The 14,812-nt window shown below is 44.1% G+C and carries 16 protein-coding genes; all 16 read left to right on the top strand.

All coding sequences use genetic code 11. From position 1 onward, the window contains the following. Positions 1 to 118 precede the first annotated feature (118 nt). On the top strand, positions 119 to 640 hold the full coding sequence (gene atpF, locus ACIQXR_RS05650; protein ID WP_402870335.1) for a F0F1 ATP synthase subunit B: 522 nt from the start codon (positions 119 to 121) through the stop codon (positions 638 to 640). Further along, complete coding sequence (locus tag ACIQXR_RS05645) at positions 637 to 1,173, top strand: F0F1 ATP synthase subunit delta (RefSeq protein WP_402954879.1); 537 nt, start codon at positions 637 to 639, stop codon at positions 1,171 to 1,173. The genes atpF and ACIQXR_RS05645 overlap by 4 nt, the downstream gene beginning before the upstream one ends. A 24-nt stretch (positions 1,174 to 1,197) precedes the next feature. Further along, positions 1,198 to 2,706, top strand: coding sequence for a F0F1 ATP synthase subunit alpha (atpA, locus tag ACIQXR_RS05640; protein WP_402870337.1), 1,509 nt, complete (start codon positions 1,198 to 1,200; stop codon positions 2,704 to 2,706). Between the two features lie 37 nt (positions 2,707 to 2,743). Beyond that, positions 2,744 to 3,604: a F0F1 ATP synthase subunit gamma gene (locus tag ACIQXR_RS05635; RefSeq protein ID WP_402870340.1), complete on the top strand. Its 861-nt coding sequence runs from the start codon at positions 2,744 to 2,746 to the stop codon at positions 3,602 to 3,604. Between the two features lie 87 nt (positions 3,605 to 3,691). After that, complete coding sequence (atpD, locus tag ACIQXR_RS05630) at positions 3,692 to 5,089, top strand: F0F1 ATP synthase subunit beta (protein ID WP_402870343.1); 1,398 nt, start codon at positions 3,692 to 3,694, stop codon at positions 5,087 to 5,089. A 24-nt stretch (positions 5,090 to 5,113) separates the two neighbouring features. Continuing rightward, entirely contained in the window at positions 5,114 to 5,515 is a 402-nt protein-coding gene (locus tag ACIQXR_RS05625; protein ID WP_402870346.1) for a F0F1 ATP synthase subunit epsilon, read from the top strand. A 355-nt stretch (positions 5,516 to 5,870) separates the two neighbouring features. After that, positions 5,871 to 6,245, top strand: a complete 375-nt coding sequence (locus ACIQXR_RS05620) for an NADH-quinone oxidoreductase subunit A (protein ID WP_402870349.1) — start codon at positions 5,871 to 5,873, stop codon at positions 6,243 to 6,245. A 26-nt stretch (positions 6,246 to 6,271) separates the two neighbouring features. Further along, positions 6,272 to 6,748 (top strand): NuoB/complex I 20 kDa subunit family protein, encoded by a 477-nt coding sequence (locus ACIQXR_RS05615; RefSeq protein ID WP_402871312.1) that lies wholly within the window; start codon positions 6,272 to 6,274, stop codon positions 6,746 to 6,748. Continuing rightward, positions 6,749 to 7,978, top strand: coding sequence for an NADH-quinone oxidoreductase subunit C (locus ACIQXR_RS05610; RefSeq protein WP_403079713.1), 1,230 nt, complete (start codon positions 6,749 to 6,751; stop codon positions 7,976 to 7,978). 4 nt (positions 7,979 to 7,982) lie between these two features. Beyond that, positions 7,983 to 9,083 carry an NADH-quinone oxidoreductase subunit D gene (locus ACIQXR_RS05605; protein WP_402870357.1) on the top strand — a complete coding sequence of 367 codons (1,101 nt, stop codon included), beginning with the start codon at positions 7,983 to 7,985 and terminating at the stop codon, positions 9,081 to 9,083. Beyond that, positions 9,084 to 10,091 (top strand): NADH-quinone oxidoreductase subunit NuoH, encoded by a 1,008-nt coding sequence (gene nuoH, locus ACIQXR_RS05600; protein WP_402870360.1) that lies wholly within the window; start codon positions 9,084 to 9,086, stop codon positions 10,089 to 10,091. A 33-nt stretch (positions 10,092 to 10,124) separates the two neighbouring features. Further along, complete coding sequence (gene nuoI, locus ACIQXR_RS05595; RefSeq protein WP_402870364.1) at positions 10,125 to 10,544, top strand: NADH-quinone oxidoreductase subunit NuoI; 420 nt, start codon at positions 10,125 to 10,127, stop codon at positions 10,542 to 10,544. Continuing rightward, positions 10,541 to 11,065, top strand: a complete 525-nt coding sequence (locus tag ACIQXR_RS05590) for an NADH-quinone oxidoreductase subunit J (protein WP_402870366.1) — start codon at positions 10,541 to 10,543, stop codon at positions 11,063 to 11,065. The genes nuoI and ACIQXR_RS05590 overlap by 4 nt, the downstream gene beginning before the upstream one ends. Continuing rightward, positions 11,062 to 11,376 (top strand): NADH-quinone oxidoreductase subunit NuoK, encoded by a 315-nt coding sequence (gene nuoK, locus ACIQXR_RS05585; protein ID WP_402870369.1) that lies wholly within the window; start codon positions 11,062 to 11,064, stop codon positions 11,374 to 11,376. The genes ACIQXR_RS05590 and nuoK overlap by 4 nt, the downstream gene beginning before the upstream one ends. A gap of 42 nt (positions 11,377 to 11,418) precedes the next feature. Continuing rightward, positions 11,419 to 13,290: an NADH-quinone oxidoreductase subunit L gene (nuoL, locus tag ACIQXR_RS05580; protein WP_403079711.1), complete on the top strand. Its 1,872-nt coding sequence runs from the start codon at positions 11,419 to 11,421 to the stop codon at positions 13,288 to 13,290. Further along, positions 13,287 to 14,810, top strand: a complete 1,524-nt coding sequence (locus ACIQXR_RS05575) for an NADH-quinone oxidoreductase subunit M (RefSeq protein WP_403079709.1) — start codon at positions 13,287 to 13,289, stop codon at positions 14,808 to 14,810. Before nuoL ends, ACIQXR_RS05575 begins: the two co-directional genes overlap by 4 nt. The last annotated feature ends 2 nt before the right edge of the window (positions 14,811 to 14,812 follow it).

Below are 14,812 nucleotides of genomic sequence, written 5' to 3'. Positions count from 1 at the left end.
TCGCCTTTCCTTTATGTCCACAATCCTGTTTTAATACATTTTAAGAGCACAGTTTTCTAAAAGTTCATTTATAAATGAACGCTTAAGAAGTGAAACTCGTGAAGGGAGTGAACCAAGCGTGTTAACAAGCAGCTTTGTACTTGGGTCATCAACTGCCGGCTTCAATGGCGGAGATATGATTTTCCAATTAGTTATGTTTATTATTTTGTTAGCGTTGCTGAAGAAATTTGCATGGGGTCCTCTAATGGGCATCATGACTCAACGTGAAGAACACGTTGCAAATGAAATTCAAGCAGCTGAAGCTAGCAGACAAGAAGCACTTAAATATTTAGAAGAACAACGTGAGATCGTTAAGCAATCTCGCACTGAAGCTGGACAACTTATCGAAAATGCAAAACTTCAAGGTGAAGCGCAGCGTGAAGATATCGTGAAACAAGCACGTCTTGAGGCTGATCGTGTGAAAGAATCAGCGAAGCGTGAAATCGTACAGGAAAAAGAAAAAGCCATCAATGCATTACGCGAGCAAGTGGCATCTTTATCCGTTCTTATTGCTTCTAAAGTAATTGAAAAAGAACTATCTGAAGCTGATCAAGAGCAATTGATTAATGAATACATTCAAGAGGCAGGAGAAGGTAAATGAGCGATATAACAGTAGCAAAACGTTATGCCGTTGCCCTTTTCCAAATTGCGAAAGAGCAAAATCTCATTAACCAACTTGAAGCTGAACTTCGCGTAGTGAATGAAGTTTTTACAAACGATAATGAGCTATTAAGCTTTTTAGCTCATCCTAAAATGACTAAAGATGCTAAGCGTACTGTACTTATCAATGCTTTTACAAGCATTTCTCCTTCCATTCTAAACACTGTACTGTTAATGGTAGAACGTCATCGTACAGATGAAGTACCTGCCATGGCACAAGAGTTTATAGAACTTGCGAATGAAGAAAATTCAGTGGCAGACGCTACAGTCTATACAGTACGTCCATTAACTGAAAACGAAATGGAAGCTGTGTCTTCATCTTTTGCTGCAAAAATCGGCAAAAAACATTTACGCATCACTAATGTTACGGATAGCAATATTCTTGGCGGCATCAAACTTCAAATCGGTAACCGTATTTACGACGGAACGATTAGCGGTAAGCTTGATCGCCTAAGCAAACAACTATTAGGTTAATATTCACAGATAGGGGTGAAATTCATGAGCATCAAAGCTGAAGAAATCAGTGCGCTGATTAAAAAGCAGATTGAAAACTATCAGTCGGAAATTAAAGTAAGCGATGTAGGTACAGTTATCACTGTTGGTGATGGTATCGCTCGCGTTCATGGTTTAGATAATGCAATGGCTGGGGAGCTCTTAGAATTTTCTAATGGTTCAATGGGATTAGCACAAAACCTTGAGCAAAATAACGTAGGTGTTGTTATTCTTGGACCTTTCAGAGATATTCAAGAAGGCAGTGAAGTACGCCGTACGGGCAGAATCATGGAAGTACCAGTTGGAGAAGAATTAATCGGACGTGTTGTAAACCCGCTTGGACAACCTATTGATGGTCTTGGTCCAATCGCTACTACAAAAACTCGCCCAATCGAAAGTCCTGCTACAGGTGTTATGGACCGTAAATCCGTTCATGAACCACTACAAACAGGTATTAAAGCAATCGATGCTCTTGTTCCAATCGGACGTGGACAACGTGAGTTAATCATCGGTGACCGTCAAACTGGTAAAACATCAGTTGCAATCGATACAATCTTGAACCAAGCTGACCAAGATATGATCTGTATCTACGTAGCTATCGGTCAAAAAGAATCAACAGTTCGTGGAACAGTTGAAACACTACGTAAGAATGGTGCTCTAGATTACACAATCGTTGTATCTGCATCAGCTTCTCAACCAGCTCCACTATTATACCTAGCTCCTTATGCTGGTGTAACTATGGCTGAAGAATTCATGTTCTCAGGCAAGCACGTTCTAGTGGTTTACGATGATCTTTCTAAACAAGCATCTGCATACCGCGAACTTTCCTTGCTGCTTCGCCGTCCTCCAGGTCGTGAAGCATTCCCAGGGGATGTATTCTACTTGCATTCACGTTTACTTGAGCGTGCTGCTAAATTGAACGACACTTTAGGTGCTGGTTCAATCACTGCACTACCATTTGTTGAAACACAAGCAGGCGACATTTCTGCATACATTCCAACAAACGTTATTTCCATCACTGATGGACAAATCTTCTTACAATCTGATTTGTTCTTCTCAGGTGTACGTCCTGCGATTAACGCTGGTCTTTCCGTATCACGTGTTGGTGGATCTGCGCAAATTAAAGCGATGAAAAAAGTTGCCGGTACATTACGTCTTGACTTGGCTTCTTATCGCGAATTAGAAGCATTCTCTCAATTCGGATCTGACCTTGATGCTGCTACTCAAGCTAAACTTAACCGTGGTGCTCGTACAGTTGAAGTTCTTAAACAAGATTTGAATAAACCAATTAAAGTAGAAAAACAAGTTATGATTTTCTACGCATTAACAAAAGGCTTCCTAGATGATATTCCGGTTTCGGATATCCTTCGTTTCGAAGAAGAATACTATGTGTTCCTAGATCGTTCTCATCCAGAATTATTAGATCACATTCGCACAACAAAAGGTCTTCCTGAAGACGCTGCTATGGTTGCTGCTATTAACGAATTCAAAAAGAACTTCGTTATTTCTGAATAATAAGGTCTAAATAATTTTTAAAGGGTGGTGAGAATGAATGGCCTCTTTACGCGATATTAAGTCTCGGATAACTTCAACGAAAAAGACGAGTCAAATTACAAAAGCGATGCAAATGGTATCCGCTTCAAAAATGAACCGTGCGGAAGCTAATGCTAAAGCATATGTTCCATATATGGAAAAAATTCAAGAAGTAGTATCTAGTATTGCGAACGGAAGCGCGGATGCATCTCATCCAATGCTTGCCAAGCGTCCAGTGAAGAAAACCGGTTACCTGGTGATCACATCGGACCGTGGTTTGGCAGGGGCATACAACAGTAGCGTCCTTCGTCAAGTTCATAAAACAATTCTTGAACGCCATAAATCCAATGATGAGTTTGTCATTATCGCAATCGGAAGGGTTGGCCGTGATTTCTTTGTCAGCCGTGGCATGCATGTAGAGCTTGAAGTAATCGGTGTTCCTGATCAGCCGTCTTTCGCTGACATCAACACACTTGCTAAATCGACAGTGAATTTGTATCTAAATGAACTGTGTGATGAGCTTTATATGTACTATAACCATTATGTCAGCCCAATCCAACAGGACGTAACGGAAAAGCAAGTCCTTCCGTTATCGGACTTTGATACTTCCAATGCTCAATTGACATCCTATGAATTTGAACCGAATGCGGAAGAAATTCTTGAGGTTTTACTTCCTCAGTACGCTGAAAGTTTAATTTATGGTGCATTGTTAGATGGTAAAGCAAGTGAGCACTCTGCACGTATGACAGCAATGAAAAATGCAACCGACAATGCGAAAGAATTGATCGATTCACTTTCATTGCAATATAACCGTGCACGTCAAGCCGCAATCACTCAAGAAATTACCGAAATTGTCGGTGGCGCAGCTGCTTTAGAATAGATGTAATGATGGGGGCGGTCCGGCGGACGATGCTTGGCCGTTCCATAAATATGATAGTCGTTATAAGCAACGTAAGGAGGGAAAACGATGAATATAGGACGCGTTACTCAAGTTATGGGTCCGGTTGTTGACGTGAAATTCGAAGACGGACAACTTCCTAAGATCTATAACGCGTTAAGAATCGAAAATAAAGCGTCTGGTACAGGACTAACTCTCGAAGTAGCCCTTCAACTAGGTGATAATACAGTTCGTACTGTTGCAATGTCTTCCACGGACGGTTTAACTCGTGGTGCAGAAGCACTTGATACAGGAGCACCGATTTCCGTTCCTGTAGGTGATGTAACTCTAGGTCGCGTTTTCAACGTATTAGGGGAAAATATCGATCTATTTGATCCACTTACAGCAGATGTACGTCGTGATCCAATTCACAGACAAGCACCAACTTTTGAGGAACTTTCAACACAAGTTGAAATCCTTGAAACTGGTATCAAAGTAGTAGATTTACTTGCACCTTACATCAAAGGTGGTAAAATCGGTCTCTTCGGTGGAGCCGGTGTTGGTAAAACTGTACTTATCCAAGAACTTATTAACAACATCGCCCAAGAACACGGTGGTATTTCCGTATTCGCTGGTGTAGGTGAGCGTACTCGTGAAGGGAATGACCTTTTCTACGAGATGACTGACTCTGGTGTTATTAAGAAAACAGCGATGGTATTCGGACAAATGAACGAGCCACCAGGTGCACGTATGCGTGTAGCTCTTAGTGGTTTGACAATGGCTGAATATTTCCGTGACGAACAAGGACAAGACGTTCTTTTCTTCATCGATAACATCTTCCGTTTCACTCAAGCAGGTTCTGAGGTTTCTGCCCTACTAGGACGTATGCCTTCAGCGGTTGGTTACCAACCTACCCTTGCTACAGAAATGGGTCAATTACAAGAGCGTATCACTTCAACTAATAAAGGTTCTGTTACATCTATCCAAGCAATTTATGTACCTGCCGATGACTATACGGATCCGGCTCCAGCTACAACTTTCGCTCACTTAGATGCAACGACTAACCTTGAACGTAAACTTTCTGAAATGGGTATCTACCCTGCGGTTGATCCATTGGCTTCTTCTTCTCGTGCGCTTAGCCCAGAGGTTGTTGGAGCAGAGCACTATAATGTTGCTCGTCAAGTACAATCAACATTACAGAAATATAAAGAACTTCAAGATATCATCGCAATCTTGGGTATGGATGAATTAAGCGAAGACGAGAAAGTAATCGTTGCTCGTGCTCGTAGAATCCAAAACTTCTTGTCACAAAACTTCCACGTGGCTGAACAATTTACTGGTCAAAAAGGTTCTTACGTACCAGTAAAAGAAACAGTTCAAGGATTCAAAGATATCCTAGCTGGAAAATATGACGAGCTTCCTGAAGATGCATTCCGTTTAGTTGGCCGTATCGAAGAAGTTATTGCTAAAGCAAAAGAAATGGCTTAATTAAGGGAACTAGGAGGTAATGAAATGAAGACCATTAAAGTCAATGTTGTTACTCCCGATGGCCCAGTATATGAAGCAGAAGTTGAAATGGTAAGCACGAAAGCTAAAAGTGGTGAGCTGGGAATTATGGCTGGACACGTTCCAACCGTAGCTCCCCTTACTATCGGTGCTGTTCGTCTTAAAAATGGAAACAACACAGACTATGTAGCTGTAAATGGTGGCTTCCTAGAAGTTCGCCCTGATGTGGTAACCATTTTAGCTCAATCTGCTGAAAGAGCTGAAACTATCGATCTTGCACGTGCTCAAGCAGCAAAAACACGTGCAGAACAAAGATTGCAGAACAATGATGGATCTAATGACTCGAAAAGAGCTAATTTAGCACTTAAACGGGCTGTAAACCGGATTCAAATTGCAGAAATGCGATAAATTTCAAAGAAAAAGCACCCCACTTTCCACTTGGAAAGTGGGGTGCTTTTTTATGTTTTAGCAAAAGGCCACATTGAATTAATCGGTTGTCACATCATGTAGTATGATGTTGACAAGTATAAAAAATTATCGGATTTGGAGGAAAAGTATTTCCCTATTTGATTCGCTGAGCCATGACACTGCGTTTTACGGAATGTTATAATGTATACGCTTACATTTATTGGATGTAGTCTCGGAATATCAGATTGCTTCTAAAAAAAGGTGTACCCGCATACTTTTTTAAAACGGGGTTACTTACCTAAAATGAAGACAAGTGTACCATTTAAACATGATTCTTCTATAAAGGGTGATGGACATGGGACAGCTGCATATTTACCAAAATAATTATTTAATTGTATTCGTTTTTCTCAGCTTAGGAATCTTACTTCCACTAGTGGCACTATTTCTTGGAAAGCTTCTTAGACCAAATAAACCGAATGAGATGAAATATACGACCTACGAAAGTGGAGTGGAACCTTTTCAGGACTCCAGGGTTCAGTTCAATGTCAGGTATTATTTATTTGGATTGATGTTCGTCATCTTTGATGTAGAAACCGTTTTTCTTTATCCTTGGGCGGTTGCATATGATGAATTGGGATTGTTTGCTCTGATTGAGATGCTATTTTTTGTCCTTATCCTATTGTTAGGCCTAATTTATGCTTGGAAAAAGAAGGTGTTAAAGTGGAATTGAAATTAGATAACCTTACCCGTGAAGAAATGGAAGAAATGCGTCAAAGTGTCTTTTTATCCACGCTTGAGCAAGTAAAGGCGTGGGCTAGAAGCAATTCATTATGGCCAATGACTTTCGGGCTCGCATGTTGTGCCATTGAAATGATGGGGGTGGGATCCTCCCATTATGATTTGGATCGATTTGGTTCCTTTTTTCGTACTTCACCGAGACAATCGGATGTCATGATCGTTTCTGGCACAGTGACGAAAAAAATGGCCCCTATTTTAAGGCGCCTATATGACCAAATGCCAGAGCCGAAATGGGTGATTGCAATGGGATCCTGTGCAACGGCTGGAGGCCCGTATGTCCATTCCTATTCAGTTGTTAAAGGGGTAGACCAGATTGTGCCCGTTGATGTTTATATTCCTGGGTGCCCTCCTAATCCGGCAGCACTTATTTACGGAATCAATAAATTGAAAGAAAAAATCAGATATGAAGCCAAAACCGGAAAGCGGGTGATTTAAATGAGTGATGAGCAAGACTTAGCTCAGCAGAAAAAGGAGGCCGCTGCAAAAGCAAAAGCAGCCGCCCTGGCCCGAAAGCAGGCAAAAGAGAGTAAATCAGAAGCAGAAGGGGACAACCTAGATATAGCGAAGCAGAAGGCAGCCGCAGCAGCAAAAGCGAAAGCAGCAGCCCTGGCCCGAAAACAGGCAAAAGAGAGCGGAACAGAAGGAGGAGAAGAAGACAACCTAGATATAGCGAAGCAGAAGGCAGCCGCCGCGGCAAAAGCGAGAGCAGCAGCCCTGGCACGAAAACAGGCAAAAGAGAGCGGAACAGAAGGAAGAGAAGAAGACAACCTAGATATAGCGAAGCAGAAGGCAGCCGCCGCGGCAAAAGCGAAAGCAGCAGCCCTGGCACGAAAACAGGCAAAAGAGAGCGGAACAGAAGGAGGAGAAGAGGACAACCTAGATATAGCGAAGCAGAAGGCAGCCGCAGCAGCAAAAGCGAAAGCAGCAGCCCTGGCACGAAAACAGGCAAAAGAGAGCGGAACCGAAGGGGGAGGAGACAACTTAGATATAGCGAAGCAGAAGGCAGCCGCCGTAGCGAAGGCCAAGGCTGCTGCACTAGCCAAAAAGAAAGGAGCGACCAATAAAGAAGAAGATCCCGAAAAGGCGAAGGCTAACGCCATCGCTGCTGCAAAAGCAAAGGCAGCGGCGGCCGCAAAGGCAAAGAATACTGTAAAAGAAAGTCCCGAAGCGACCCCAGAAGCACCTTCACCCAACCAACCTATCCTCGATTCACTTATTCAGGCCATTGAACGGCATTTGGGAGAAGATGTCCTAGTAGATTACTATATTAATACCCTTTCAAAAGATATTCCCACCTTGGTAGCTAAACCTGATACATATTTCCAAATTGCAGACTTTCTACGCCATGATAAAACGTTAAGTTTTCAGTACTTATCAGAGTTGCATGGCACCGACTTTGAGACCCATATGGAAATGTATGTACAGCTGTACTCCTTTCTAATAAATCATTCAGTTGCACTGAAGGTGAAACTTGATAGGAATACTCCTTCTGTCCCGTCGTTGGTGCCCTTATGGCCGGGAGCAAATTGGCCGGAGTGTGAGGCATACGACTTACTCGGCATCGTATTCCAAGGGCATCCGGATTTAAAGCGGATCTTGCTTGGAGAAGATTGGATTGGATATCCGCTTCGTAAAGATTATCAGCCCTATGACGTGGAGGTGTAGCTCAATGTTACGGACGGAAGAGATGTTGCTTAATGTCGGACCACAGCATCCCAGTACGCATGGCGTGTTCCGGCTTATCATCAAAATCGACGGTGAAATCATTAAAGAGGCCACCCCAGTCATTGGGTACCTTCATCGGGGAACGGAAAAGCTGGCAGAAAATCTGCAATATACACAGATCATTCCCTATACCGATCGGTTGGATTACTTAGCGGCAATGACTAATAATTATGTACTTTGCCATGCAGTTGAAACCATGATGGGGGTGGAGGTACCTGACCGCGCGGAATATTTGCGTGTTATCGCGATGGAGTTGGGCCGTGTGGCCAGCCACCTTGTGTGGTGGGGAACATACTTACTTGATATTGGAGCGACAAGTCCCTTTTTATACGCCTTTCGTGAACGGGAAATGATCATCAATTTATTGACCGAATTGTCGGGGGCACGGCTGACGTTTAATTACATGAGGGTTGGCGGCGTGAAGTGGGACGCTCCGGAGGATTGGATAGAAAAGGTGGCAGAGTTTGTCCCCTACATGAGGGAGCAACTGGCTGGGTACCACCAACTGGTTACAGGCAATGAGATTTTTATGAACCGGGTCAGGGGTGTGGGCGTTTATTCAAAGGAAGATGCACTTTCCTATTCATTGAGCGGCGCTAATTTAAGGTGTACGGGTGTGAAATTTGATTTAAGAAAAGATGAGCCTTATTCCATTTATGACCGGTTCCAATTCGATGTACCCACCCGTGAAGAAGGTGATGCCTTTTCCCGTTATCATTGCAGAATGGAAGAAATAGAAGAGTCCTTGAAAATCCTGGAACAGGCCGTGAAGCAATTTCCTGCTGAGGGACCGATCCTTGCCAAGGTCCCGAAAATCATCAAGGTCCCGAAAGGGGAGGCGTTCGTCCGAATCGAATCGCCAAGAGGGGAAATAGGTTGCTATATTGCGAGTGAAGGGAAAAAGGAGCCGTACCGTTTGAAATTCCGGCGACCATCCTTTTATAATCTGCAAATCCTGCCCAAATTGCTCGAAGGGGAAAATATGGCGAATCTGATAACGATACTTGGGGCGATTGACATCGTTTTAGGGGAGGTGGATGGCTAGATGATCCACAATCTACTACAATCAGCTCCTAGCCTTCTCAACTTTGGCATCTTCTTTGGCTTGGCGGTCCTGCTCCTATTCGTAGTGTTAGGGTTTGTCACCTATGGCATCCTCTCGGAACGGAAAATCATGGGGTTCATGCAGATGCGGGTTGGTCCGAATCAACTTGGGGGTAAATGGGGGCTTTTACAGACCGTTGCCGATGTTTTAAAGCTTTTGATCAAGGAAGACACCATACCGAAAAAAGCGGATAAACCGCTGTATATATTAGCTCCCGTGATCGCCTTTGCTCCGGCTTTCATGGTCCTGGCCACCTTGCCTTTCACAGAAGCTTTTCAATTTGCGGATATAGGTGTCGGCCTCCTTTATTATGTGGCGGTATCGGGCATAACGACGATTGGCATCGTGACCGCTGGTTGGGCATCCAACAATAAGTATTCTTTGATTGGCGGGATGCGCGCGGCGGCACAAATGATTTCATATGAAATCCCGCTTGTCATGTCAGTAGTGGGAATCGTCCTTTTGACGGGGAGCCTGAACCTGAACGAAATAGTTGCCGCTCAGGATAAAGTTTGGTTCATTTTCCTTCAGCCCATTGCATTCTTCGTATTCTTTATAGCTTCGGTGGCCGAGTTGAATCGGGTGCCTTTTGATCTTCCAGAAGCGGAATCAGAGCTCGTTTCAGGCTACCATGTCGAGTATTCCGGCTTTCGTTGGGCCTTCTTTATGTTATCGGAATATGTCTATATGTTTGCAATGGCTACGTTAACCACTGTATTATTTTTAGGTGGATGGAATTCTATACCGTTTCTGGATTTTATTCCGGGAGCCATCTGGTTTGGCTTGAAGTTTAGTTTAGTCTTTTACGTATTGGTTTGGATTCGCGTTACGTTTCCACGTATAAGAGTGGACCAATTGATGGAGTTTGGTTGGAAGGTCTTGTTGCCCGTAGCGTTAGCCAATATATTTTTGACTGCGCTTTTCAAAGAACTATTCAAACTATTTTAGACGTTAAAGATTTTCAGAAAGTGGGGGATCCATATGCTGGGGTTAGCAAAAGGTCTAACGTACACGCTGAAGAACCTGACCCGGAAAAAGGTGACGTATGACTATCCGAATGAGCCACTGCCACTCCCTGATCGGTTCCGGGGAATTCAAAAATTCTATCCTGAAAAGTGTATTGTTTGTAATCAGTGCGTGACGATTTGTCCGACGGATTGCATTCAGTTAACGGGAAAAAGACATCCAGATCCTACGAAAAAAGGAAAAATCATCGATACCTATGACATCAATTTTGAAATATGCATTTTATGCGATTTATGCACGGAGGTTTGTCCCACCGAAGCAATCGTGATGACGAACGAATTTGAACTGGCTGAGTATAGCCGGGATCAGTTATTTAAAAATCTGGAGTGGTTGGATGAGAATGATGAGAATATTCGGAAGGTGAATAAGGTATGAGTGTGTCTGGTGAATTACTTGCTTTTATCGGCTTGGCAACCGTCGCGATAGTGGGCGGGGTACTGCTGATTACGTTAACGAAAGTGGTGCACATGGTGGTTGCACTGGTCTTTACATTCCTAAGCATTGCAGGCATTTACTTGCTTTTATCGGCGGAATTTGTCGCTGTCGTACAAATCCTCATCTATTCCGGGGCGATTACGATCGTGATGCTGTTTGGAATCATGCTGACGCGCCATCATGAAAAGGAGGAACCGGCAAAGGACGGTTGGCGAAAGTTCTTTTTGATCTTAGGGATTGCCGGCTTTGCCTTAGTGGTTTATCTAGGCATTTACAACCTGGATATACCGGTTCAGCCATCGACTCTGCATGAGGAAAATACGAAACAAATCGGAATCGAGCTGTTCTCAAAGTATGTGATTCCATTTGAAGTGCTTTCCGTGCTCCTGCTCGTCGCTTTGGTCGGTGCCATAGTCTTGGCAAAAAAAGATGATGAGGAAGAGGAGGGAGGCAAGTTATGACAGGTGTTCCCTTGTCTGCTTACCTCGTCTTGGCACTCGTTTTATTTTGCATCGGGCTATACGGTGCCTTGACGAAAAGAAATGCAGTTATTGTTTTGATATCGATTGAACTGATGCTGAATGCCGCGAATGTCAATCTGGTTGCCTTCAGTAAATTTGGGGTAACTCCGTCTATTACGGGTCAGGTGTTTTCATTATTTACGATTACAATCGCTGCAGCCGAGGCGGCTGTGGGGCTAGCCATTTTAATGGCTCTGTACCGAAATCGAAAAACAGTCAATGTGGATGAAATGGATACGATGAAGCATTGACGGTTCATACAAATGAAGGTATGAAGAAGGGGATTTGATACGATGATGGAGAATGCTTGGGTCATACCGATCCTTCCACTCGTCTCTTTCGTGTTACTGCTTTTATACGGTAGACGGTGGCGGGAAAAAGGCGCCTATATTGGAATACTGTTCACACTCACATCGTTCATTTTATCTGTAATCGTTTTGGTGGAACGGCTGCAGGGACCTACTTATAAGATGGCGATGGATTGGCTTTCTATCAGTGGGACGCAACTCACGGCAGGATTTGAAATCAATCAGCTGAATGCCTTGATGCTTGTGGTCGTATCTCTGGTGAGTCTGCTTGTTCAAATTTATTCGGTGGAATACATGAAAGGGGAAGAGCGGTTTTCCACTTTCTATGCTTACCTTGGTTTCTTTACCTTTTCCATGCTTGGGCTTGTCATAGCACCTAATTTACTGCAGCTATATATCTTCTGGGAGCTTGTTGGAGTTGGCTCATTCCTATTAATCGGATTTTATTTTCATAAACAGGAAGCAAAGCTCGCTGCAAAAAAAGCATTTATCATGACCAGGATTGGCGATGTGGGGCTTCTTATTGGAATTATTCTATTATTCTGGGAAACTGGAAGCTTCGAATATGGGGATATTTTCTCAGCTGTTCAAACGGGGGAAATCTCGATGGGAAGGTTGACGCTAATCGCCATTCTGATTTTTATCGGGGCTGTCGGGAAATCCGGACAGTTTCCACTTCACACATGGCTTCCTGACGCGATGGAAGGGCCCACACCGGTCTCCGCTTTGATCCATGCGGCAACTATGGTGGCGGCAGGCGTTTACTTGGTAGCCACGATGTTTCCTCTGTTTCTTGCAAGTTCGGCAGCTATGCAGGTCGTAGCCGTGACGGGTGGCTTTACCGCGATCTTCGCCGCTAGCATTGCTCTCGTCCAAAAAGACGTGAAGCGAGTGCTGGCCTACTCAACCATCAGCCAGCTTGGATTCATGATGCTGGCGTTGGGCACGGCGGGGTATGTCGCAGGGGTGTTTCATTTGATGACCCATGCTTTCTTTAAAGCTTTGCTGTTCTTGGCAGCAGGTAGTGTTATTCATGCTTTACATACACAGGATGCAGAAAAAATGGGTGGAATTTGGAAGAAGTTGAAGGTAACGGGTCCGTTGTTCCTAATTGGTACGCTCTCGATATCGGGATTTCCCCTTTTATCAGGATTTTTCAGTAAGGATGAAATCTTGATGTCGGCCTGGGGGAATGGGAGCTACTTTCTATTCACGCTCGCTTTGATTACCTCCTTTTTGACGGCCTTTTATATGTTCCGTTTGTTTTTCATGATTTTCGCCGGAGAATCAAGTGGTCCTGCCAATCAAGTCGAAGATCCTTCTTCTTTCATGTTGGTTCCAATGATGGTCCTTGCGGTGCTTGCCGTGCTCAGCGGATATATACAAACGCCATGGTTTGGGGCCTTTCTTGGAGACTGGCTCATCGATGGAAATGAATCGCTGTTAGGCGTCAGTCATCATGAGGGACCGGTTTGGATCATGTTGTTGGCCATTCTCGTTTCACTTGCTGGTATATTCCTGGCGTATCTCATCTACGTAAAAAGGGCGCTATCACGGAGTTGGCTGGTGGGAGAGGACTCCATGATATATAGAGTTTTAGATAATAAGTACTTCATAGATGTGATGTACTACTTCACCGTAGGCTATCTTACCAGAGGCTTTAGCTTGTTTCTATCTTATATGGAAAAGTTCATTATCGGAGGATTGGTGTCCACAGTGAGTAACTCCATAGAAGGTTTAGGGAAAATGGGGGCTAAACTTCAAACGGGACAGGTACAGCAATATGGCGTTATAGCCTTTCTCGGACTTGCGGTTCTGATGGTCATCTTTGCGTTCACTGGGGGGTATTTAAGATGAACGTATACTTACTCACATTGTTGGTGGCTTCCCCGCTGCTTGGTATGGTGATGGTGGCCCTCATGCCTAGAACCGAGGAAAGGACCATTAAGCAATTTGGTTTCTTTGGGACACTGCCACCCCTTATACTGACGTTATTTTTACTTGTACAGTACTATTCGGGGATAGCACTCTCTTCTTTTGACATCAAGGTGAACTGGATTCGATTTGGGAATCTTTCGATGTATGACCCAAATTTATTCGCGGTGAATTTTGAATTGGGTCTGGATGGTTTAAACCTCGTCTTTCTATTATTGACGACAATTATTTCCTCTTTGGCGGCCCTGGCATCCTTTTACATAAAGAGGGAGTGGAAAGGGTATTACCTATTATTTTTGCTTTTAGAGATTGGGATGCTTGGCGTCTTTACGGCGGAAAACCTCATCTTGTTTTTCATCTTCTTTGAAATGACCTTGGTCCCGACGTTCTTCTTGATTGGCAAGTGGGGATATCTTGAGAAAGAAAAAGCTTCTTATCAGTTTTTGATCTATAACGGAATAGGATCGGCCATTTTATTGGTGGTGATTCTGATATTGTTCGCCCGGACAGGTACGACGAATATCGCGGCTTTGACACAGATGATGACAATGGGTGGTGTATCTCTATTTGCACCGGTTTCCGGCTCGATGAAATATGGACTATGCTTGGCCCTTCTGATTGCTTTTGCCATTAAACTGCCCATGTTTCCCTTCCATACTTGGATGGTGCGGGTTCATGCCGAGGCGCCACCGTCGATTGTCATGATCCATGCAGGGATTCTCTTGAAGATAGGCGCTTACGGAATCATCCGGTTTGGAATGGGAATCTTTCCAGACCAATATCAAACGCTTGCCTCCATCATTGTTCTCTTTGGGGTCATCAGCTTGTTGTATGGTGCCTTCTTAGCGTTAGTGCAGACAGATTTCAAGCTTGTTTTAGCCTATTCGTCCGTTTCACATATGGGAATCGTGATGATGGGGCTTGGTGCCTTGAATGAAGCGGGTTTGCAGGGGGCTATTTTTCAAGTGGTATCACACGGGTTGATTGCCGCTTTCCTATTCTTTTTGGTTGCTGTGTTGTATGAACGGACAGGTACGACGGTGCTTAACCGGCTTGGAGGCCTAGCCAAGTCGATGCCGCTCTTTTCCGGATTTCTGCTGGCCGGGGGGATGGCTTCTCTTGGTTTGCCGGGCATGTCAGGGTTCATCAGTGAATTCATGGTCTTCCTTGGCTTATTTAAGAGCCAGCCGGTGCTTGCTGCAATTGGCGCCATCGGTCTCATCTTAACAGCTATCTACGTCTTGAGGGCTGTCCTGACGATGACATTCGGCAAGGATAATAGCTTAATAGAGAAAGAGATATATGATCTTAAGGGTAAGGAAATGGTACCGACGGCAGTGCTTCTCGGCTTAATTATAGCGATCGGTATATATCCGAATCTACTCGGCAGGCCTCTTCAAGGAACGATTGACGCAATCATGCTAGCCGTAGGGGGGCGATGAAG

The sequence above is a fragment of the Peribacillus sp. NPDC097224 genome (assembly GCF_044761985.1).
In the GTDB taxonomy this organism is placed as follows: domain Bacteria; phylum Bacillota; class Bacilli; order Bacillales; family DSM-1321; genus Peribacillus.
The sequence above is the reverse complement of the archived record's forward strand: the minus strand, read 5'-3'. Positions and strand labels throughout refer to the sequence as shown.